This window comes from Lelliottia sp. SL45, assembly GCF_026672535.1.
Taxonomy (GTDB): Bacteria; Pseudomonadota; Gammaproteobacteria; order Enterobacterales; family Enterobacteriaceae; genus Enterobacter; species Enterobacter nimipressuralis.
In genome coordinates this window covers 343,809-363,482 of record NZ_JAPPRH010000001.1, presented here as the reverse complement: position 1 = coordinate 363,482, position 19,674 = coordinate 343,809, and the positions used below count along the sequence as shown (strand labels likewise).

General features: G+C 60.3%; 20 protein-coding genes. 7 read left to right on the top strand and 13 right to left on the bottom strand.

All coding sequences use genetic code 11. The features are described 5' to 3' along the window. The first annotated feature begins 273 nt into the window (after positions 1 to 273). The 7 genes from arnB to arnF are packed head-to-tail and all read left to right on the top strand — an operon-like array spanning position 274 to position 7,649. Entirely contained in the window at positions 274 to 1,422 is a 1,149-nt protein-coding gene (arnB, locus tag OVA10_RS01885) for a UDP-4-amino-4-deoxy-L-arabinose aminotransferase (protein WP_268195065.1), read from the top strand. Next, positions 1,415 to 2,398 (top strand): undecaprenyl-phosphate 4-deoxy-4-formamido-L-arabinose transferase, encoded by a 984-nt coding sequence (gene arnC / locus OVA10_RS01880; protein ID WP_100778518.1) that lies wholly within the window; start codon positions 1,415 to 1,417, stop codon positions 2,396 to 2,398. The genes arnB and arnC overlap by 8 nt, the downstream gene beginning before the upstream one ends. Then, positions 2,395 to 4,377 carry a bifunctional UDP-4-amino-4-deoxy-L-arabinose formyltransferase/UDP-glucuronic acid oxidase ArnA gene (gene arnA / locus OVA10_RS01875; RefSeq protein WP_268195063.1) on the top strand — a complete coding sequence of 661 codons (1,983 nt, stop codon included), beginning with the start codon at positions 2,395 to 2,397 and terminating at the stop codon, positions 4,375 to 4,377. Before arnC ends, arnA begins: the two co-directional genes overlap by 4 nt. Beyond that, positions 4,374 to 5,276, top strand: a complete 903-nt coding sequence (arnD, locus tag OVA10_RS01870; RefSeq protein WP_123429822.1) for a 4-deoxy-4-formamido-L-arabinose-phosphoundecaprenol deformylase — start codon at positions 4,374 to 4,376, stop codon at positions 5,274 to 5,276. The genes arnA and arnD overlap by 4 nt, the downstream gene beginning before the upstream one ends. Continuing rightward, positions 5,273 to 6,928, top strand: a complete 1,656-nt coding sequence (arnT, locus tag OVA10_RS01865; RefSeq protein WP_123429821.1) for a lipid IV(A) 4-amino-4-deoxy-L-arabinosyltransferase — start codon at positions 5,273 to 5,275, stop codon at positions 6,926 to 6,928. Before arnD ends, arnT begins: the two co-directional genes overlap by 4 nt. Further along, complete coding sequence (gene arnE / locus OVA10_RS01860; RefSeq protein ID WP_107702675.1) at positions 6,925 to 7,263, top strand: 4-amino-4-deoxy-L-arabinose-phosphoundecaprenol flippase subunit ArnE; 339 nt, start codon at positions 6,925 to 6,927, stop codon at positions 7,261 to 7,263. Before arnT ends, arnE begins: the two co-directional genes overlap by 4 nt. Next, the gene (gene arnF / locus OVA10_RS01855) at positions 7,260 to 7,649 is read left to right on the top strand and encodes a 4-amino-4-deoxy-L-arabinose-phosphoundecaprenol flippase subunit ArnF (RefSeq protein ID WP_123429820.1); all 390 of its coding nucleotides are present in this window, start codon (positions 7,260 to 7,262) and stop codon (positions 7,647 to 7,649) included. Before arnE ends, arnF begins: the two co-directional genes overlap by 4 nt. Here the strand turns inward: arnF and acpT are convergent. From acpT to OVA10_RS01790, 13 genes are read right to left on the bottom strand one after another with little or no spacing between them, the layout of a single operon-like run. Then, complete coding sequence (acpT, locus tag OVA10_RS01850) at positions 7,615 to 8,214, bottom strand: 4'-phosphopantetheinyl transferase AcpT (RefSeq protein ID WP_268195058.1); 600 nt, start codon at positions 8,212 to 8,214, stop codon at positions 7,615 to 7,617. The genes arnF and acpT overlap by 35 nt on opposite strands. Before the next feature lie 2 nt (positions 8,215 to 8,216). After that, positions 8,217 to 9,446: a beta-ketoacyl-ACP synthase gene (locus OVA10_RS01845; protein ID WP_268195056.1), complete on the bottom strand. Its 1,230-nt coding sequence runs from the start codon at positions 9,444 to 9,446 to the stop codon at positions 8,217 to 8,219. Then, positions 9,443 to 10,174, bottom strand: coding sequence for a 3-ketoacyl-ACP reductase FabG2 (locus OVA10_RS01840; RefSeq protein WP_268195054.1), 732 nt, complete (start codon positions 10,172 to 10,174; stop codon positions 9,443 to 9,445). Before OVA10_RS01840 ends, OVA10_RS01845 begins: the two co-directional genes overlap by 4 nt. Next, on the bottom strand, positions 10,171 to 10,644 hold the full coding sequence (locus OVA10_RS01835) for an ApeP family dehydratase (RefSeq protein ID WP_100778527.1): 474 nt from the start codon (positions 10,642 to 10,644) through the stop codon (positions 10,171 to 10,173). The genes OVA10_RS01840 and OVA10_RS01835 overlap by 4 nt, the downstream gene beginning before the upstream one ends. After that, positions 10,641 to 11,810, bottom strand: coding sequence for a beta-ketoacyl-[acyl-carrier-protein] synthase family protein (locus OVA10_RS01830; RefSeq protein WP_268195052.1), 1,170 nt, complete (start codon positions 11,808 to 11,810; stop codon positions 10,641 to 10,643). Before OVA10_RS01830 ends, OVA10_RS01835 begins: the two co-directional genes overlap by 4 nt. A 1-nt stretch (position 11,811) precedes the next feature. Continuing rightward, entirely contained in the window at positions 11,812 to 12,393 is a 582-nt protein-coding gene (locus OVA10_RS01825) for a DUF3261 domain-containing protein (RefSeq protein ID WP_268195360.1), read from the bottom strand. Then, the gene (locus tag OVA10_RS01820; protein ID WP_268195050.1) at positions 12,393 to 14,714 is read right to left on the bottom strand and encodes an MMPL family transporter; all 2,322 of its coding nucleotides are present in this window, start codon (positions 14,712 to 14,714) and stop codon (positions 12,393 to 12,395) included. The genes OVA10_RS01825 and OVA10_RS01820 overlap by 1 nt, the downstream gene beginning before the upstream one ends. Continuing rightward, on the bottom strand, positions 14,683 to 15,288 hold the full coding sequence (locus OVA10_RS01815; protein WP_107702683.1) for a LolA family protein: 606 nt from the start codon (positions 15,286 to 15,288) through the stop codon (positions 14,683 to 14,685). The genes OVA10_RS01820 and OVA10_RS01815 overlap by 32 nt, the downstream gene beginning before the upstream one ends. Then, positions 15,285 to 15,707, bottom strand: a complete 423-nt coding sequence (locus OVA10_RS01810; RefSeq protein ID WP_100778532.1) for an acyl-CoA thioesterase — start codon at positions 15,705 to 15,707, stop codon at positions 15,285 to 15,287. The genes OVA10_RS01815 and OVA10_RS01810 overlap by 4 nt, the downstream gene beginning before the upstream one ends. Before the next feature lie 3 nt (positions 15,708 to 15,710). Continuing rightward, complete coding sequence (locus OVA10_RS01805; protein ID WP_268195048.1) at positions 15,711 to 17,402, bottom strand: glycosyltransferase family 2 protein; 1,692 nt, start codon at positions 17,400 to 17,402, stop codon at positions 15,711 to 15,713. After that, positions 17,393 to 17,746, bottom strand: a complete 354-nt coding sequence (locus OVA10_RS01800; protein WP_268195046.1) for an ApeI family dehydratase — start codon at positions 17,744 to 17,746, stop codon at positions 17,393 to 17,395. Before OVA10_RS01800 ends, OVA10_RS01805 begins: the two co-directional genes overlap by 10 nt. Continuing rightward, positions 17,733 to 19,094 carry an AMP-dependent synthetase gene (locus tag OVA10_RS01795; protein ID WP_268195044.1) on the bottom strand — a complete coding sequence of 454 codons (1,362 nt, stop codon included), beginning with the start codon at positions 19,092 to 19,094 and terminating at the stop codon, positions 17,733 to 17,735. Before OVA10_RS01795 ends, OVA10_RS01800 begins: the two co-directional genes overlap by 14 nt. Further along, the gene (locus tag OVA10_RS01790) at positions 19,087 to 19,674 is read right to left on the bottom strand and encodes a hypothetical protein (protein WP_268195042.1); all 588 of its coding nucleotides are present in this window, start codon (positions 19,672 to 19,674) and stop codon (positions 19,087 to 19,089) included. Before OVA10_RS01790 ends, OVA10_RS01795 begins: the two co-directional genes overlap by 8 nt.

The following is a 19,674-nucleotide window of genomic DNA, read 5'->3' as shown; positions in this document are numbered from 1 at the left end:
AATTAATTCTCAATGACATTCTGTGTAACCTTATGTTATTGAAGTTATTTTATGTGATCTCTGCGCTTGCAATCCATTTTTTATTATTCCTCTCTTAATTTTTTCCTAATAAAAGAACGTTACTTTGGGGTTAGTTGAGGCTTTGTTGACATTAATGAAGGTCCGACTGGATTTTATTTCGACTTTATTTAAAAAACATCCCGCACTATTTCGGTGAGTTGCCTGTAAAGACAGTCAGTTGATGATGCCTTTAATACCGCAAGGAAATTAATAATGAGTGATTTTCTGCCTTTTTCACGCCCGTCGATGGGTGCGGAAGAAATAGCAGCCCTGCAGGATGTTCTGGCGTCGGGCTGGATCACCACAGGGCCAAAAAACCAGGCGCTGGAAGAGGTATTTTGCACCCTGACAGGAAACCGTCACGCGATTGCCGTTAGCTCAGCCACGGGCGGAATGCACGTCACGCTGATGGCGCTGGGTATTGGTCCCGGCGATGAAGTGATCACCCCGTCCATGACCTGGGTGTCGACGCTGAATATGATCGTGCTGTTGGGCGCCACGCCCGTGATGATCGACGTCGATCGCGATAACCTGATGGTCACGCCTGATGCGATCGAAGCGGCCATTACGCCGCGCACCAAAGCCATTATCCCGGTGCATTATGCCGGCGCCCCGGCGGACATCGACGCTATCCATACTCTTGGCGAACGCTACGGGATTCCAGTTATCGAAGATGCCGCCCACGCCGCCGGAACTTACTACAAAGGCCATCACGTCGGCTGGCAGGGGACGGCGATCTTCTCCTTCCACGCCATCAAAAATATGACCTGCGCAGAAGGCGGGTTAGTGGTGACGGATGACGAACAGCTGGCGCAGCGCATTCGCAGCCTCAAATTTCACGGTCTTGGCGTCGATGCGTTCGACCGTCAGACGCTTGGCCGCGCGCCGCAGGCGGAAGTGATCTCTCCGGGGTTTAAATACAACCTCGCGGATATCAACGCCGCGCTGGCCCTGGCGCAGCTCGGTAAACTGGGCAATGCCAACCACCGTCGCACGGAGATCGCCAGCCGCTATTTGCTGGAACTTGCCGACACGCCGTTCATGCCCCTGAGCGTACCCGCCTGGCCACACCTGCACGCCTGGCATCTGTTCATCATTCGCGTGGACGAAGCCCAATGTGGCATTACCCGCGACGCGCTGATGGAAACCCTGAAAGCTCAGGGCATCGGCACTGGTCTCCATTTTCGCGCCGCCCACACGCAAAAATACTACCGCGAGCGCTTCCCGGATGTGTCCTTACCGAACACTGAATGGAACAGCGCGCGTATCTGTTCACTCCCTCTTTTCCCGGATATGACTCATGACGACACAACCCGCGTCATTGCCGCGCTCCATCAGCTTGCAGGACATGGACATGTTTAGCACACCGCCTGTAAAAAAAGTCTCGGTGGTGATCCCGGTTTATAACGAGCAGGAGAGTCTGCCGGAGCTGATCCGCCGCACTACAGCCGCCTGCGATACCTTGGGCAAGGAGTATGAAATCCTGCTGGTCGATGACGGCAGCAGCGACGACTCCGCAATGATGCTCACCGACGCCGCGCAGGCTGACGGCAGCCCTATCGTCGCGGTGCTACTGAACCGCAACTACGGGCAACATTCGGCGATCATGGCCGGTTTCAGCCATGTGACGGGCGATCTGATCATCACCCTCGACGCCGATCTGCAGAACCCACCGGAGGAGATCCCGCGTCTGGTGGCGACCGCTGACGAAGGTTATGACGTGGTCGGGACTGTGCGCCAGAATCGCCAGGACAGCGTATTCCGCAAGCTGGCCTCACGCACCATTAACCGCCTGATCCAGCGCACTACGGGCAAGGCGATGGGTGATTACGGCTGCATGCTTCGCGCCTACCGTCGCCACATTGTCGATGCAATGCTGCACTGCCACGAGCGCAGCACGTTCATTCCGATTCTCGCCAATACCTTTGCGCGCAAAGCCACGGAGATCCCGGTGCTGCACGCCGAGCGCGAGCACGGGGAATCCAAATACAGCTTTATGCGCCTGATCAATCTGATGTACGACCTGATCACCTGCCTGACCACCACGCCGCTGCGTCTGCTCAGCGTCTTCGGCAGCATCATTGCGCTGATGGGCTTTGCGCTCTCCGTTCTGCTGGTTGTGCTGCGTCTGGCCTATGGGCCGCAGTGGGCCGCGGAAGGGGTCTTTATGCTCTTCGCTGTACTGTTCATGTTTATCGGCGCGCAGTTTGTCGGCATGGGGTTACTCGGTGAGTACATCGGCCGAATCTATAACGATGTCCGCGCACGTCCGCGCTACTTTATTCAACGTGTTGTTCGTCAGGAACACACCTCCTCTCAGGAAGGAAATCACCCATGAAAGCCGTTGTTTTTGCCTATCACGATATGGGATGTACGGGGACATTAGCCCTTCTGGAAGCGGGTTATGACATCGCCGCGATTTTCACTCACCCGGATACCGCAGGCGAGAACCACTTCTTTAGCTCTGTGGCACGTATCGCCGCCGAACGCGAAATCCCGGTGTATGCTCCCGATGACGTAAACCATCCGCTGTGGGTGGACCGTATTCAGAAGCTCGCGCCTGATGTGATTTTCTCTTTCTACTACCGCAACCTGCTGTGCGATGAGATCCTCAGCGCCGCGACCGTCGGGGCATACAATCTGCACGGTTCCCTGCTGCCAAAATATCGCGGTCGTGCGCCGCTGAACTGGGTGCTGGTGAACGGCGAAACGGAAACGGGCGTGACGCTGCACCGCATGGTGAAGCGCGCGGATGCCGGGGCGATTGCCGCCCAGCAGCGCGTGAGCATTGAAGCGGATGACACGGCGCTGACCCTGCATCATAAACTCTGTAGGGCGGCACAGACGCTGTTGAATGATGCACTGCCTGCGCTGCGTCAGGGCCTTCTCAAAGAGACCGAACAGAATCACAGTGAAGCCACCTGTTATGGCCGTCGTACCCCGGAAGACGGGCGTCTCGACTGGACCAGACCGGCAGCACAGCTGCACAATCTGGTGCGCGCGGTGACTGACCCGTGGCCGGGTGCCGTGGCTTATGTGGGGGCGAGTAAATTTATCGTCTGGAAATCCCGCGTGCGCGCGGACATTCCGGCAGCCAGGCCGGGGACGGTCATTTCGGCTTCCCCGCTGATTATCGCCTGCGGTGAACAGGCGCTGGAGATTGTCACCGGCCAGACGGAAAACGGCGTATATATGCCGGGCACGCAGCTGGCGCAGTCCTTAGGGCTGGTGAATGGCGCACTGGTGACCAGCGCGCCGTATGTTGCCGTGAAGCGTCGTACCCGCGTGCTGATCCTCGGCGTGAACGGTTTTATCGGTAACCATCTGACCGAACGTCTGCTGAAAGACGACAACTACGAAATCTATGGTCTCGATATTGGCTCGGATGCGATCAGCCGTTTCCTCGACTGCCCGCGCTTCCATTTCGTGGAAGGGGATATCAGCATTCACTCCGAGTGGATCGAATACCACATCAAGAAATGCGACGTGGTGCTGCCGCTGGTGGCCATCGCCACACCAATCGAATATACCCGTAATCCGCTGCGTGTCTTTGAACTCGATTTTGAAGAGAACCTGAAAATCATCCGCGACTGCGTGAAGTACAACAAGCGCATCATCTTCCCGTCCACCTCGGAAGTGTACGGCATGTGCACCGATAGCGTGTTCGACGAAGATACCTCGAACCTGGTGGTGGGGCCGATCAACAAACAGCGCTGGATTTACTCCGTCTCAAAACAGCTGCTGGACCGTGTGATCTGGGCCTATGGCGAAAAAGAGAATCTGCGCTTCACCCTGTTCCGTCCGTTTAACTGGATGGGGCCGCGCCTCGATAACCTGAACGCGGCGCGCATTGGCAGCTCGCGCGCCATCACCCAACTGATCCTCAATCTGGTGGAAGGTTCGCCGATTAAGCTGATCGAAGGTGGCAAACAGAAACGTTGCTTCACCGATATCAGCGATGGCATCGAAGCGCTGTTCCGCATCATCGAGAACAAAGACGGACTCTGCGATGGGGAAATTATCAATATTGGCAACCCGGAGAACGAAGCGAGCATCCGCGAACTGGCCGAAATGCTGCTTGCAAGCTTCGAACGCCACCCGCTGCGCGACCGCTTCCCGCCCTTCGCCGGTTTCAGCGAAGTGGAAAGCAGCAGCTATTATGGCAAAGGGTATCAGGACGTTGAGCACCGCAAGCCGAGCATCCGCAATGCGAAGCGCTGCCTGAACTGGACGCCGACGGTGGATATGGTCCAGACCATCGACGAAACCCTCGATTTCTTCCTGCGCACCGTGGAGCTGTCGGAACAGGCATCATGAAAAAAGTCGGTTTACGCATTGATGTCGATACCTTTCGTGGCACCCGCGACGGTGTGCCACGACTGCTGGAACTGCTGAGCGAGCACCAGGTGCGCGCCAGCTTTTTCTTCAGCGTCGGGCCTGACAACATGGGGCGTCATCTGTGGCGCCTGTTTAAACCGACCTTTCTGATGAAAATGCTGCGTTCACGCGCGGCTTCCCTCTACGGCTGGGATATCCTGCTGGCGGGCACCGCCTGGCCTGGCAAGCGCATTGGTGCGGGGAACGAAGAGGTGATCCGCGCCGCTGCCCTGAGCCATGAGGTGGGGTTACACGCCTGGGATCATCACGCCTGGCAGGCCTGGAGTGGCGTGTGGAAAATTCCCCGTCTGACCCGCGAAGTGGAGCGTGGTCTGATGGAGCTGGAAGCGATCCTCGGCCAGCCGGTTCACTGCTCTGCGGTGGCGGGCTGGCGCGCAGATCAGCGTGTGGTGCGAGCCAAAGAGCCGTTTTCATTTCGCTATAACAGCGACTGCCGGGGCAGTGGGCCGTTTTTACCGCAGCTCGGCGAGACCCGGCTCGGCACCGTGCAAATCCCGGTGACGCTTCCGACCTGGGATGAAGTGGTCGGGCGGGAAGTCACGGCGGAGAATTTTAACCGTTTTATCCTCGACTGCATCCATCGCGATACCGGCACGCCGGTCTATACCATTCACGCCGAAGTGGAAGGGATTGCGTATCAGCAGGATTTCGCCGCGCTGCTGCAACTGGCCGCCCAGGAAGGCATTCAGTTTTGCCCGTTAAGCGAGATGTTACCCGACGATCTCAGCACCTTGCCCGTCGGGAAAATCGTCCGTGATGAATTGGCTGGCCGCGAAGGCTGGCTTGGTTATCAACAAACCGTGAGCCCAGCGCCATGAAATCTGCGCGTTTTAGTGTCGCTTTTTTCGTTCTGTTTGCGCTTTACTATCTGCTGCCCGTCGATATTCGTCTGCTCTGGCAGCCGGATGAGACGCGCTATGCAGAGATCAGCCGTGAAATGCTGGCCACTGGAAACTGGGTGGTGCCGCATTTCCTTGGGCTGCGTTATTTTGAAAAACCGATTGCCGGGTACTGGATCAACAGTCTCGGTCAGATGCTGTTTGGCGACTCGAACTTTGCCGTGCGCGCCGGGGCGATCTTCTCTACGGGGCTGACCGCGCTTCTGGTTATCTGGCTGGCCTGGCGGATCTGGCGTGATAAACGCGTGGCGCTGACCTCGGGCGTGATTTTCCTGACTCTGCTGCTGGTCTACGGCGTAGGCTCGTACGCGGTGCTGGACCCGATGATCACCCTTTGGCTGGTCGCCGCGATGTGCAGCTTCTGGATGGCGGCGCAGGCGAATACCCGCGCAGGAAAAATCGGCGGTTACCTGCTGCTGGGGCTGGCCTGCGGCATGGGGGTGATGACCAAAGGTTTTCTGGCGCTGGCGGTGCCGGTTGTCGCCGTGCTGCCGTGGGTCATCGTGCAGAAACGCTGGAAAGAGGTGCTGTTGTACGGTTGGCTGGCGGTCCTGAGCTGCGTAGCGATCGTCCTGCCGTGGGCGCTGGCGATTGCCCATCGCGAGCCGGATTTCTGGCGCTACTTCTTCTGGGTCGAGCATGTCCAGCGTTTCGCCAGCAGCGACGCCCAACATAAAGCGCCGTTCTGGTACTACCTGCCGTTCCTGATGGCCGGCAGTTTACCGTGGCTGGCGCTGTTGCCCGGCGCATTACGCCTCGGCTGGCGTGATGTGAAAGAGGCGCGCGGTGGGTTCTACTTGTTAGGCTGGGTGGTGATGCCGCTGCTGTTTTTCAGTATCGCGAAAGGCAAACTGCCGACCTACATTCTGCCGTGCTTCGCGCCACTGGCGATGCTGATGGCGCGCTATGCCTGGTCGCTTGTCGGAAACGGGGTCAAGGTCCTGCGCGTCAACGCGATCATCAATCTGGCGTTTGGCGTGCTGGGCGTCGTCGCGGCGCTGATCGTTTCGCCGTGGGGACCGACCAGACATCCGGTCTGGACTTCCGTCGAACTGTACAAGGTCTTCTGCGCGGTGGTGGCGTTTCTGGTCTGGGCGCTGGTCGGTTTGTGGACATTACGCCGGGCGCAGCAGCGCTGGTGGCTGGCGGCGCTCTGTCCGCTGGGGCTGGGACTGTTGCTCGGGTTTGTGGTGCCGAATCGGGTGGTGGATTCCAAGCAGCCGCAGTCGCTGGTGGAGACCGTGCGACAACCGTTAACGGAGAGTCGCTTTGTGCTGGCGAACAACGTCGGCATTGCCTCCGGGCTGGCGTGGGACCTGAAACGCAGCGATATCATCATGTTTGGTCAGAGTGGCGAGCTGAAATACGGCCTGGATTATCCTGACGTGCAAGGTCGCTACGTGGGCAAAGATGATTTCCGTCGCTGGCTGGCGGAACATCGCGCGCAGGGGAAAATTTCGCTGGTGATTCTGCTGTCGAAAAACGATGACCTCGCGCGCGCCGATCTGCCGAAACCGGACAGTCTCTATATTCAGGGACGTCTGGCTTACCTGCAGTATCTCCCGCAATGACGGTCTGGATCTGGCTGGGACTGGCAAGCCTGCTGAGCTGCGCGGGCCAACTCTGCCAGAAACAGGCCACGCGCCCGGCAAAAGACGGCGGGCGAGGGAGGCATATCGTCTTCTGGCTCGGCCTGGCGCTGCTGGCACTGGGCGTCGGCATGGTGCTGTGGCTGATGGTGCTCCAGCGTTTGCCGGTAGGGATTGCCTACCCAATGCTGAGCCTGAATTTTGTCTGGGTGACGCTGGCAGCGAAAGCGTTCTGGCGCGAGAAGATCGCGTTCCATCACTGGCTGGGCGTGGGGCTGATCATGGCCGGCATTGTGCTGCTGGGAGGTAGCCTGTGAAGGGGGCATTCTGGGCGCTGTGCAGCGTCGTGCTGGTGAGCGGGGCGCAACTCCTGTTGCGCTCGGCGATGATGGCTTTGCCGCCGGTCGCTGAGCCGATCGCATTGCTTGCGGCATTTCAGCACTTTGCCCCCGGCAGCGGCATGTTGCTGCTAGGCTTAAGCGGTTATGTCGCGTCGATGGGCTGTTGGTATCTGGCGCTGCACCGCATGGCGCTGAGCAAGGCCTATGCGCTGCTCAGTCTGAGCTACATTCTGGTGTGGATTGCCGCTATCGTGCTACCCGGCTGGAATGACACGTTCTCCTGGACCGGGCTGGCGGGTGTTGGGCTGATTATCGCAGGGGTATTGGTCATTTTTCGGCCAGTGGTGCAAAAGGCGAAATAGATTCAGGTGTCAGCGTAAAAGGCGTTGGCGTACAGACCGCCAGACTCAGGGACCCAAACTGAAGCTGGCTCACGGAGTGCGGCTGCTTTGCCGCGCTGTCGATGCTGACGATTTGCCAGGCGCTGCCGCCGCGTTGTTTAACGATCGCTTCTTTGCGCGTCCAGATGCGCCAGAATGCCTGCAGTTTTTCCTCGGGCGTTTCGCGCTCCAGCTCATGATGTTCGGCCACGCTGAACACGGCGTTGGCCAGCGCCTGCCAGTTATCACGCGGGCGAATCACTTCGATATCGCACCCCACTTCGCCTTCATCGCTCAGCAGCAGGGCAATATCATCGCCGCTGTGGCTCAGGTTAAACCACAGGGGACGATCGCCCACAAACGCCGGTTTTCCCTGTTCGCCAAAGACGATTTTCGGCAACGGGGCGGGCGATAACGCGCGGGTGAGCAGCGTCCGGCCCGCTAACCAGCGGGCGCGTCGGGCACCTTCGGGCGCCCTGTCTGCCAGCGCTGATGCATAGGGATCAGCGTTAAGAGTGGAAATTTTTCCCAGTACAAACTGGTACATAGTCACGCCCAGCGTTTGATGATGATCGAAGTATTGATGCCGCCAAATGCGAAGTTATTACTTTGCAGATATTCACAATCAATCCGGCGGGCTTCCCCCATAATATAATCTAAAGCACCGCATTGCTCATCCGGTTGTCTTAAATTGAGGGTCGGGGCGAACCAGCCTTCGCGCATCATTTGCAGGCTCATCCACGCCTCCAGCGCGCCGCAGGCCCCAAGCGTATGACCGAAATAGCTCTTTAACGACGAAATCGGCACGTTATCGCCATAGATCGCCGCCGTCGCCAGGCTTTCAGCCATATCACCGCGATCCGTCGCCGTACCGTGGGCGGAGATGTAACCCATATCCATCGCGCTCAGTCCCGCCATTTTCAGCGACTTTTCCATGCAAATTTGCATGGTTTCACGCTGCGGCTGGGTGATGTGGGCGGCGTCGCAGTTGGTGGCGAAGCCGACGATCTCTCCGTAGATGGTCGCGCCGCGCGCTTTGGCGTGCTCCAGCTCTTCCAGAATCAGCGTGCCTGCGCCTTCGCCAATCACCAGACCGTCGCGCTGTTTATCGAACGGTGACGGGGTGGTTTTCGGCGCATCGTTGCGCTGGCTGGTGGCAAACAGGGTATCAAACACCGCCGCTTCTGACGGGCAAAGCTCTTCCGCGCCGCCCGCGACCATCACCGTCTGATAACCGTGGCGAATGGCTTCCCACGCATAGCCAATCGCCTGGCTGCCGGAAGTACAGGCGCTGGAGGTCGGAATCACGCGTCCGCGCAGGCCGAAGAACAGACCGGTGTTGACCGCTGTGGTGTGCGGCATCATCTGCACATAGGTGGTGCCAGTGATGTTGTTGGTATGCTTTTCCGTCAGCATGGTGGCGAATTCGCTTACCGGACCGGTACTGCCGGTGGACGAGCCGTAGGCGATCCCGGTTTCGCCGTTAGTCAGTACCGTTTCGCCAATCAGCCCGGCCTGCTCCAGCGCTTTTTCGGTGGCGCGCGTCGACAACAGCGACACACGCCCCATCGCGCGGATGCGTTTGCGGGTGTAGTGCTCCGGCAGGGTGAAATCATCAATCGGTGCGCCAAGCAGGGTGTGCAGCCCGTCATAGACCTGCCACTCGGGCATTTTGCGCACCGCATTTTCACCGGCAAGAAGTCCCGCCGAAACCGACTGCCAGTCCTCTCCAAAGGCGGTGACACCGCCCATGCCTGTAATGACTACGCGACGTGTCATAGCATTCCTCCGTTAATGGAAATGACCTGGCGGGTCACATAGCCCGCAATATCTGACATCAGGTAACTGGCCAGGCCAGCCACTTCGTCAGCCTGCCCCATACGTTTCATTGGGATGATGGACATCGCCTCTTTCAGGGAGGCCTCTTCCATTTCGATCATTCCGGTGTCAATCAACCCCGGTGCAATACAGTTGACGGTGATTTTGCGCTTCGCCAGCTCAATCGCCAGCGCTTTGGTGGCGCCGATGATTCCGGCTTTTGCCGCGCTGTAGTTCACCTGTCCACGGTTGCCCATCACGCCTGATACGGAGGAGAGCGTGATAATCCGCCCGCCTTTGCGCAGGCCAATCATCGGCATGATGCACGGGTGAATGACGTTGTAAAAACTGTCGAGATTGGTGTGGATCACGCTGTCCCAGTCATCCTCGCTGAGGGCCGGGAACGCGCCGTCGCGGGTGATACCGGCGTTACTGACCACGCCATACCACGCGCCGTGGGTCTCGATCTCCTGCTCCAGCACCTCGCGGCACTGCTCGCGATTGCCGACGTCAAAAGAGAGCAAACGGCCCTGGCCGCCTGCCTGCTGGATAGACTCCAGCGTCTGCTGCGCGCCCTCGGCGTCGCGGTGATAATGCACGCCCACGATAAACCCGTCAGCGGCGAGTTGTCGGGCGATAGCGCGTCCGATGCCTTTGCTGGCTCCGGTGACCAGAACGGAACGATTCATGTGGATGATTCCTGATTAAAAAGCGAAGTTAACTCTTCCGCGCTCGGCTGGAAGGTATTGACGCGGCCTGTTGCCAGCGTGGTGCCGTCTGCGGCAATGGTGCATTCGAAGCTGCCAAAACGTTCGTCCTGCATCAGCAGCTTCACGCTGATTGTCAGCGCGGAACCCGCCGGGAAGCGCCCCTCGGCGCACACCAGCTCACGCGCGCCCAGCACCATACCCAGCGCGATACTGCTTTGCCCCTGCTGGTGGCGATGCCAGCCGGACCAGACTCCGACGGTCTGCGCCATCAGCTCAAGGGCATACCAGCCGGGCAGATCCCCATCGGCAGTGAGAAAGGGTGCCAGCACGCTCTGAGGGCTGACACGCACGCCACACGCGGCGCTCTCGTCCGTGACGTTTTCCACCGTTTCCAGCAGCAGCATCGGTGCATCGTGGGGCAAATAGTCCACGGGCAATAAATAACTCATGACATCCTCCCCAGCAAAATGCTGGCATTGTTGCCGCCAAACGCGAACGAATTAGACAAAATCACCGGTTTTTCCAGCGTCACGGGCTGATGCAGCACACCGCAGGGCGGCAGGCTCGGATCGGGTGCGTAGCGGGTAAAATCCTGCGCCGGCAGCGGCAGATCGCGGGTCAGGAGCAGCCAGCTGAGCGCGGCTTCCGTAATGCCCGCCGCGCCCAGCGTGTGGCCGGTCAAATGTTTGGTTGAACTGCACGGAACCGCCTCGCCGAAGAGGTCATGTACCACCTGCGACTCAATCTGGTCGTTCAGCGGCGTCGCCGTGCCGTGCAGGTTGATGTAGCCAATCTCATCCGGCTTCAGGCCCGCTTCATTAAGCGCCTGGGTGATGGCGCGAATCGCCCCTTCGCCCTGCGGATGTGGCGCGGAAATGTGGTAAGCATCGCTTGATTCGCCGGTGCCCAGCAGAGCGACAGGCTGCGGTTCACGGGTCAGAATCATCAGCGCTGCGCCTTCGCCGATGGTTATCCCGCGACGGTCGCGGCCAAACGGCTCGCACAACGTGGTGGAGAGGGATTCGAGGCTGTGGAATCCGTTGACCGGCATCCGGCTCAGCGTATCCGCACCACCAACGATGGCGATATCCGCCAGCCCGGCGTCAATCAGACGGCGGCCGCTGATGATTGCGCGCGCGCTTGAGGAACAGGCAGTAGAGAGCGTAAACGCCGGGCCTTCGAGCTTCAGCCAGTTGGCGAGAAAGCGCGACGGATCGCCCAGCTCCTGCTGCGGATACTGCCAGCGCGTGCTTGCTTCGCCGTTCAGGGACAGACGCACGTGCTCATCGCCCTCATCCAGCCCCGAGGTGCTGGTGCCGAGTACCACGGCCACGCGGTCGTGGCCGAAACGGGCAATCGCCTCGTCAACGGCGGGCTGTATCTGCGCCAGCGCGGCCAGCAGCAGCTGATTGTTGCGCGTGCGGTGAGCGGCGGCGTGGTCCGGAATCGGCGGCAGTTCGCCCTCGACGCCGCCGAGCACGATCTCCTCACCGCCCTGGAGCCAGCCTGCGCGGCTGTGCATGCCCGGTGCGACGCCACGCGCCAGGTTTTCGGCGATCTCGTTGGCCGAATTACCCAGCGCATTCACCATGCCCACGGCAGAAATATAGATCATCTTAGTCACCCAGATATTGAATGGTGATGTGGTAGTTAAAGACGTGCTGTTGGATGCTGATCGGCTCGCGTTTGCCTTTGCGCTGCAGATAGACAATCTCGGTCACCAGCGTGCCGCTGGCGTTGCGCAGCTCGCGGCGATCGCCCTTATCCGCAAGCGTCCAGCCCTTCGGCAGCTGCGGCAGCCAGGCGCCGATCGGCCAGTGGCTGAGCATCACGTCGGCCAGTACCTGACTGGCGGGCGGCAGTTGCGGCACGATAATCGACTGCTCGGTGTGGATGCCGGTCTTGTCATAGGTGGCGAGAAACAGGCGGATCCCCACCGACGACAGCCCGGCCAACGTGATTTTATCCGCGTCGGCGTTGAGCATCACCAGCAGCGATTGCGTCTGGCCGTTGAAGCTGCCCGTCAGCAATTGCTGAGAATTGACCGCCGGAGAAATCCCCGGCGCAGGCAGCGTCACCTTGGTACCCGGCTGCAGCCAGGCCTGCGGGCGCGTGCCGTCACTGTTTTGCGCGGAGTGGCTACAGCCTGCCAGCAGCAGAGTCGCCATCAGGGCGAGCGCGCGACCAAACGGGATCATCATCGTTTTCTCTCTCTTTTAGCTGGCATCGCCAGCGGAGCCAGCAGGAAGGCGGTGAAAATACCGCTGACCAGCACAATGCCGAAGCTGCTGATCGCCTGCGTGGCGCTAAAGACCAACATGCCGAGGGTCAGTAAGGTGGTCATCATCGCCAGCGTAATCGCCAGCATGGAAGTAAGCGGTGTACCGCGCGGATTGCTGAAGAACAGGGTGTAGTTAATGCCAATCCCCAGCACCAGCACGAGGGCCAGCAGCGAAAACAGATTCACCGGATGGCCGGTTGCCGCCAGCGCTGCCAGACCACAGCCCAGCGACAGCACCGATGGCACCAGGCTTATCAGCCCCTTACGCCAGCCGAGACGCACCATCGCCCCGCAGGCGATCACCACCAGCGCGACCAACAGCAGGCCCGTCAGCACGTTGCGATACAGGGAAAACAGGCTGTCGAAGCTCGCTTTGCGATCCACCCACGCCACACCCGGATGCGCTGCCGCCAGTTGGCTCAGCGCCGCGCTGTTTTTCACGCCGTCGACCGGCACCAGCACGCCGCTGTGGCCGTCGGGCAGCGTCAGCCACAGCAGACGCCAGCCTTCACTCGCCGGGCTGGCGAGCCAGGCGTCTGTGGTCACGGGCATGGCGTTCAGATCGGGTGAAACGCTCGTCAGCCCTGCGCCTTGTAAGACTTTCGTCACTGCCGGTGCGGCCTTGTGCAGCAAGGCCAAATCACTTTTCTGCCGCGTCAGCGAGTTCAGGGGAAGGGTGCGGAACGCTTTTATTTCACCGACTTTTTGCACCTGTGACAGCGCAGGGGTGAAGGCTTCCAGCCGCTCCAGCGTTTGCTGGGCGGAATCACCGTAGACCACAAACCATTTCTGATCGACGCTCTGCCCGGTGAGGGCGGTAATGATTTTTTCCTGCGCCAGAATCGCTTTCGGCAGCGCCTGGAGCTGGGCGATATCGTCATCCACCCGCAGGCTGGCGATCCCGACCACGGAGACCACGGCCAGCACGACTGGCAGCCCAACGGAGAGCGCCTTGTTGCGCCGCCAGGCGGCCAGCCAGCGCAGCATCAGCACCATCGCTGGCACCGGGCGAACAGGCAGCCCACGGCACAGCCACGGATGCCAGAAAATCACTGTCAGGCAGGAGGCGCTCAGCCCCACGGCGGCAAACACCGCCATCTGACGAATACCAGGGAACGGGGCAAGCATCATGATGAAGTAAGCCGCCACGGTGGTCAGCAGGGCCAGCAGCAGGGCGTTACGCACTTTCGCCAGGCTTTGCCACGGCGAATCCTGCGCGCCGTGGACCATCCGTTCGGTCAGGTAATAGAGCGTGTAATCCGCAGAAATCCCGATGATGCTCATGCTCATCACCAGCGTCATCAGATGCAATTCGCCAAAGATTGTCAGCGTGGCGACGGTTCCGGCCAGCGCGCCGATGCCGATGGAAATCAGGCATAACAGCAGCGGGCGCAGGGAGCGGAACACCGCCACAATCAGCAAAATCACCCCCAGAAGGGTGGCGACGCCGAGAGTCGAAATATCCTGTTTTGCCTGCTGGCTGGCGTAGTCGCTGTAAAACACGGTGCCGCGCGATAACAGCTGAGCCTGCGGGAAAGCCGTTTTCAACTGGTTTTCCAGACCCTGCAGCGTAGTCACCAGACGGTGCGTTTGCTGCATATCAAACGACTCGCCCGCCAGCTCGCCGTGCAGCAGATACCAGTAGTTTCCTGCGGCGTCCTGGGTCACCAGCCAGCCGTCCATCAGCCGCAGTTTTTGGCTGTTTTGCGCCAGCGCCAGCTGCGAACCGCGCATCAGCATCAGCGGGTCGTTTTGCAGCTCTTTGCCGCTGACGCCGGAGAAGGCCGAGTACAGCTGAGATAAGATCCACTGGGCCTGGGCCTCACCGCCGTTTTGCAGGCGGGCGCGGGTGGCGCTGTCGAGCAGGCCGTTACGGTGCTGCCAGAAAAATTCGCCCCAGGCTTTTTGGCTGTTGGCATCCATCGGGCCTTTGACCTGGCTGAGGGTGTCCGATTTTTGCAGCAGGGTTAACCACCGCTGAGCCACGCGCGGGTCCGGCGTTTTACCGGGGCTGACCAGCCATACCAGCTGACGGTCCAGACGCTGCATAAATCCGTCGTTGAGCGCAGGCGGGATCGCCCCGAGCGTCTGCTTGGGCAGCATCGCCAGCACGCTGCTGTTGAGTCGCGCGCCGGGCAGCAGCGACAGCAGGACGCCCAGCAGAACCAGGCATACCACACCCCAGAGCAGCGCCGGGCGCCGGGTGTTACGGTGCGGCAAAGCGTTGGCGTTCGTCATGAGTCAGGCTGGCGGGCGTCAGTTGATGGCGGGAAAGGACGATATCTGTGCGGTCGCCCTGCTTGTCGTTGAGCTGGATCGACTCCAGATAGGTCGCGCCACCCAGATTCATAGTGGCGAAAATCTTGTCCAGCGGCGTGGTGATCGGCGTGAGCACCAGCGACCAGCGGCCCGCGCCGAGATCCTTAAAATCTATGCGGAAGTTCTCTTCCAGCACGTGGCGGTCGGCCTGGAACAAGGCGCGCAGCAGATGGTTAAACTGGAACATCTGCGGGTTGTTCTCGGCGGTGATCGTCTGCGGCGGCTGACCGTTGATCGCCTGCACCATGCGTTTGTCGTCCAGCAGCAGGGTCATCGGGAACGGGGCTTTCTGATCCCACAGCAGACCGTCGTCGCGGGCGATCAGCATTTCGCCCTGCGAGCGCAACGGCTGCGGCAGGTCTTTGATGGTGCGGGTCTGCTCGAAATGCGCGCGCACTACGGGCTGCTCGGTAAAGCGCTGCTGCAGTTCATCGAGCGTAACCGCGCTGACCAGCGGGCTGACCAGTAGCGCCAGTAATGGCAACCATTTCATGGCGTAACTCCCATTCGTTCAAACAAAATCGCCGGGCTAACGAAACACAACTCCTGGCTGCTCTCTTCCACGGCCACCTGGATGGTGTACCCGGTGGTGGTTCGCTTTCCGGTTTCGGCGTCGAAAATCTGGTAGGCGATACGCAGACGATTTTCAAACTCTTCGATGTGCGCCCGGACGCGGATGCGCTGTTCGAATTTCACCGCATCGCGGTACTTCACCCGCGTATCGACCACGGGCCAGACGTAGCCGGATTCCTTCATCTGCCGATAGCCATAATTAAACTGGTTGAGTAGCGCCTCGCGGGCGATCTCAAAGTAGCGGAAATAGTTACCGTGCCAGACCACGCCCATCATATCCACGTCGTGGAAAGGGACGGTCAGCTCGACGTCAGTCGTAAAACGGGGATCGGTCAGCACCCTTTACTCCTTCTCTTTGGCATCCGGCAGATGCCAGAAATCGAAAAAATTAAACCAGTCGAGCGGCGACATGAGCGCGTAATGCTCGAGGCGTTGTGCATAGCGATCAACGGTCTGCTGCAACGCCTGCTGGCGCTCGCCGCGCGGCAGTAACAGCGGATCGGCAAAGGTTTCGCAGTGAATGTGCAGCTTCTCCTGCTGGCGCAGCGCGAAAATCAGTGCCACCGGGCAGCGCAGAATAGAGGCGAGAATAAATGGCCCCTGCGGGAACGGAGCCTGTTTTCCCATAAATTCGCTCCAGATTACGCGCCACTCGCCGCCGCGCTGTGGATTGACGGCGATACGATCGCCGACGATCGCCACCCATTCACCGCGATCGAGCTTCTCTTTCAGGGCGATGGCGGTTTCCGGCCCGATATCGGTGACGGGCATCAGGTTCAGCCCGGCCTGGGGGGCCATCTCCTGCATGATCTGTTTAAAGCGCTGGGCGTTATCGCTGAACACCAGCGCGTTGATGGTTTTGCTGTCGTCGAGTTGCGCCAGCGCGCGGCAGGCTTCGACATCGCCGAGATGCGAGGCCAGCAGTAGCTTGCCCTGTGGGGCCTCAACGTTCAGCGCTTCGCGCGCGCCGGGTGCAAAGACCACATCCCGGTTCATCTTCAGCTCGCCGCGCCAGCCCGCGACTTTATCCAGCATTGAATTGCCGAAGCGCATAAAGTGGAAAAAGCTGTTACAGCGCGGCGGCAGCGGGCGGTTTTGTGCGTGAAGCACGTCAGCCACGCGCGCCAGCCACTGCTGCGACGCCTGTCGCGCCGGGCGGGCGATCAGCCAGTAAACGCCGATCACTGGCCACAGCAGCAGACTGAAGGCGCGGCGTCCAAAAAGCTGCCAGACGCGCAGCATCAGGCGCATGCCCCACAGCCCTTTCACTTCCTGCTGCTCGGCCCAGTGCTCGCGACGGCGACGTAGCAGAAGCGAAGGCATACGCGGCAGCATGCCGAAGAACAGGCGGGTGTGCATAAGGGAGATGCGGACGTTGTCTTTCAGGGCATCGAAATGGGACAGGCCATCGTGGGGATAGGTCACCCGCGTCGGCACAAAATAGCTGATGTTGCCCTGCCAGTAGAGGCGAACCATCACTTCCGTATCAAAATCCATCCGCTTGCCGAGGGTGGCGTGTTCTGCCAGTTTCAGCGTGGGGGCCACGGGATAGACGCGGAACCCGCACATGCTGTCTTTCAGCTGCAGCGACAGGGTTTCGATCCACACCCAGACGTGAGTGATCCAGCGGCCATAGAGGCGCGAGCGGGGGATCGAATCATCATAAATAGGCTGGCCGGAGATCAGCGCATCCGGGTGGCGTTCGGCCAGCGCTAACAGTTGCGGAATATCTTCAATGGCGTGCTGTCCGTCGGCATCCACCTGCACCGCATGGGTAAACCCTGCGCGGGAAGCCGCCTCCAGCCCACGGATGACCGCCGTGCCTTTGCCGGCATTTTCCGGCAGCCGGATGAGTGTGACCTGCGGATAGGCACCCGCCAGGCGTTCCAGCTCCAGACGGGTGCGCTCGTCACTGCCGTCATCGACGATCAGGCACGGCAGCGCGCACGATTCCAGCCGCGACAGCACGCTCGCCATCATCGCGCCGTGGTTGTAGCAGGGGATCAGTACGCAGGGGCGGAACGTCAGCGACATAACCGGATCTTCCCGCTGCTGGCGGTGTGGCGCGCGTCGCCGTCGTGACGCTGATAGCTAAAGGTGAGGATCTGGCGTTCGGCATTCCAGTTGAGCGTCAACGTGACGGTGGCATTCGGCAGCAGCGGCGCCTGGAACTTCACATTCTGAATGCTGTGAAAACGGTATTCCGGTGCCAGCAGCGTGGTGGCGTAGTGCATCACCCAGTCGAGCTGTGCGACGCCCGGCAGCAGCGGCTGCACGGCAAAATGGCCCTGGAACCAGAACAGCATCGGGTCGAGATGCAGGACAATCTCAAGATTCTGTGGCTGCGACTGGTGGCGCTCGATTTCATGGATTTTCATGAAATAACTCCTGTAACTGCGCATAGACACGCTTGTTCATGCTGTTGACGGGCATCTCATCGATGATCCGCCAGTAGCGCGGCACGGCGACCGGCTCAAGCCACGGCAGCAGGGCGCGGCGCCAGGCAAACTCCTGCGCTTTATTGCCCTGCTGATGCAGACGCTGACGCGCGTCGTCGTTGAGCACCAGCAGTACGCCGATACCCTGGCGACCCCCGCGTGTGACGGGCAGGGCGGCGACTTCGCGAATGCCGTCCAGCGTCAGCAGACGCTGCTCAATTTCATTGAGCGAAACGCGCTTCTCTTCGATTTTGACCACCCGGCCACGACGTCCGGCGATGCTGAACGTCCCGTTATCCTCAAAGTGCAGGATATCGTCGAGCGGTAAGCCTTCGGCCTCGTGGATCAGCGGCGAGGTGACATGGCAGGTCTCCCCTTCGTGACGGAAATGCACGCCGGGGAACGGAAGCCACGGAATCGACGCCTCCTGACGATGCCGCCAGGCCAGAATGCCGGTCTCAGTGCTGCCGTAAATTTCATCCGGCCAGACGTTCATCCAGCGATGCGTGGCGGTGACATCATCCCACGGCAGCATACCGCCCGCAGAGAGCAGCATTGCCACGGGAGGCGGCGCAAGCTGGGTGTCGAGACGCTTCAGAAACGCCGGACTGCTGATAAATACGTAGCGCCGGTCATGGGGCAGCGCCGCCAGCTGTTCGGCGTAGTAGAGCATTGCCGCGTGCAGCGGCAGCCCCTGCGACAGGGGTAAAAAGATGCGGAACGTCAGGCCGTACAAGTGCTGCGGCACCACGGAGGCGACAATACTGCAGCCCGTCAGCCTCTCGCCAAAACGGTCGGCCAGCAGACTGGCTTCGCGATCGAGGCGGGCGACAGGTTTTATGATGCGTCGCGGTGCGCCGGTCGAGCCGGAGGTGAACAGTTCGACAAAACTGTCTTCGCTAATCGGCGGCAGCGGCGTGAAGGCGTCTGCGCTGCGACGGGCTGAATTCACCACGATCAGACGGCCCTGATAGCTCAGGGTTTGATCGCTCAGCACGCCGCTGAACAGTGCGCGCTGTTCTTCGAGCAGCGACACGCGGCTGTGGCCGGGGATCACCGGCGTTTTTCCCGCATGCAGCGTCGAGAGCAGGGCAACGATAAACAGGTAGCTGTTTTCAAAGCACAGCGCCCAGCGCTCGCCCTCCTGCTGACGAAGCATGTTGGTCAGGGAGGAGACGTCGTGACGGAGCTGCCCGAGTGTCCAGGTGTGATCGTCAAGCCAGGCGATCGGCGTATCATCCGGGCGCGGCGCGTTCAGCCACTGCCCCAGAGGAAGGGGTTTAGTCATGTGCTTCACTTTTTTTAATCACCCGTTGACGCACCAGCCACTCCGTCGCCATGAGCGTCCCCATCAAGATGTACGCGATCATGCCGTTCCACAGCGTCCAGAGCTGCATATCGCCGTGGATGACGGTAAACAGCGCCACCGAACCGTTCACAATGAAAAACCCGCACCACACGCGGGTGACATTGCGGGTGTAGCGAACGCCTTCCGGCGGCAGTTGGGGATCTCGCAAACGCGCCAGCCGTTCGACCAGCGGCATTGCCGTCCACAGAGAACCGCCAAACACGGCCAGCATCACGAGATTCACCACCACGGGATAGAGCAGCAGCCAGTGGTGCGCTTTCAGCAGATAGCTCGCCGTGCAGAGGGCAATGCCCGCCAGCGCCACGCTTTGCACCACAACGCGCATCGGCCCGGCGTTATGCCGCGCCTGACGCAGGCGACAGACCAGCAGCAGCGCCATCAGCGGCAGCAGCCAGTGCAGGCTGTTGTGCGTCAGCCCAAAGCCAATCAGAAATGGCCAGGCGAGCAGCATCAGCCCCGTCAGCAGCGGGATGGCCGGAAAAGATCGTCCGCCACGCAT

Bases quoted from the DNA above. Each gene is read 5' to 3' on its own strand.
- arnT (WP_123429821.1), top strand. From the start codon at position 5,273: ATGAAATCTGCGCGTTTTAGTGTCGCTTTTTTCGTTCTGTTTGCGCTT.
- acpT (WP_268195058.1), bottom strand. From the start codon at position 8,214: ATGTACCAGTTTGTACTGGGAAAAATTTCCACTCTTAACGCTGATCCC.
- OVA10_RS01805 (WP_268195048.1), bottom strand. From the start codon at position 17,402: ATGTCGCTGACGTTCCGCCCCTGCGTACTGATCCCCTGCTACAACCAC.
- arnA (WP_268195063.1), top strand. From the start codon at position 2,395: ATGAAAGCCGTTGTTTTTGCCTATCACGATATGGGATGTACGGGGACA.
- OVA10_RS01795 (WP_268195044.1), bottom strand. From the start codon at position 19,094: ATGACTAAACCCCTTCCTCTGGGGCAGTGGCTGAACGCGCCGCGCCCG.
- OVA10_RS01835 (WP_100778527.1), bottom strand. From the start codon at position 10,644: ATGAGTTATTTATTGCCCGTGGACTATTTGCCCCACGATGCACCGATG.
- arnD (WP_123429822.1), top strand. From the start codon at position 4,374: ATGAAAAAAGTCGGTTTACGCATTGATGTCGATACCTTTCGTGGCACC.
- OVA10_RS01825 (WP_268195360.1), bottom strand. From the start codon at position 12,393: ATGATCCCGTTTGGTCGCGCGCTCGCCCTGATGGCGACTCTGCTGCTG.
- OVA10_RS01820 (WP_268195050.1), bottom strand. From the start codon at position 14,714: ATGACGAACGCCAACGCTTTGCCGCACCGTAACACCCGGCGCCCGGCG.
- OVA10_RS01815 (WP_107702683.1), bottom strand. From the start codon at position 15,288: ATGAAATGGTTGCCATTACTGGCGCTACTGGTCAGCCCGCTGGTCAGC.
- OVA10_RS01840 (WP_268195054.1), bottom strand. From the start codon at position 10,174: ATGAATCGTTCCGTTCTGGTCACCGGAGCCAGCAAAGGCATCGGACGC.
- arnB (WP_268195065.1), top strand. From the start codon at position 274: ATGAGTGATTTTCTGCCTTTTTCACGCCCGTCGATGGGTGCGGAAGAA.
- OVA10_RS01830 (WP_268195052.1), bottom strand. From the start codon at position 11,810: ATGATCTATATTTCTGCCGTGGGCATGGTGAATGCGCTGGGTAATTCG.
- arnE (WP_107702675.1), top strand. From the start codon at position 6,925: ATGACGGTCTGGATCTGGCTGGGACTGGCAAGCCTGCTGAGCTGCGCG.
- OVA10_RS01845 (WP_268195056.1), bottom strand. From the start codon at position 9,446: ATGACACGTCGCGTAGTCATTACAGGCATGGGCGGTGTCACCGCCTTT.
- OVA10_RS01790 (WP_268195042.1), bottom strand. From the start codon at position 19,674: ATGCGTGGCGGACGATCTTTTCCGGCCATCCCGCTGCTGACGGGGCTG.
- arnC (WP_100778518.1), top strand. From the start codon at position 1,415: ATGTTTAGCACACCGCCTGTAAAAAAAGTCTCGGTGGTGATCCCGGTT.
- OVA10_RS01800 (WP_268195046.1), bottom strand. From the start codon at position 17,746: ATGAAAATCCATGAAATCGAGCGCCACCAGTCGCAGCCACAGAATCTT.